General features: G+C 59.7%; 1 protein-coding gene. It reads right to left on the reverse strand.

The genetic code is table 11. The features are described from left to right. Window positions 1-457 (reverse strand): hypothetical protein (locus B3182_RS02120; protein ID WP_292751348.1); only part of this gene is annotated, 457 nt, incomplete at both ends.

Below are 457 nucleotides of genomic sequence, written 5' to 3' on the forward strand. Positions count from 1 at the left end.
GGGATCGCATTGAGCTTGCCAACGAGCCGATCGATCGGCTGCTCGGCCTCGATGAAGTTCAATCCTAAGCCCCGCGCCAGTGCCGGATTTAGCCGGTGCACTAATTTGTTGAGCCCGTTTCCGGCGAAATGGCCGTTCCCTCCAGTGATCGTCACCCTGACGCCGAGCTTGCGGACGTCCCGGAGGAGCTTCCAATGGTAACGTTCGAAGCGGGCCATCATGATCCCAAAGTAATATTCCACGAACGATGAGGGCAGCACGATGACAGCCGGTTCGCCCGATGTCCCGGAGGTCTGGAAAACGGCAACGTCGTCGATGGGCACGCCAACCTTCCGGATGTCGCGGAGATGTTCGCGCGCCCTGTCGAGGGAAAGGGAACGAATTGTGAGCCAGTCGTCGAATTCCCTCATGAGATCGGGCTTGCGGGTCACCGGCAAATCGCGCAGTTCGACCTCCG

Origin of the sequence: Methylophaga sp. UBA4204 (assembly GCF_002379485.1) — a bacterium.
Taxonomy (GTDB): domain Bacteria; phylum Pseudomonadota; class Gammaproteobacteria; order Nitrosococcales; family Methylophagaceae; genus Methylophaga.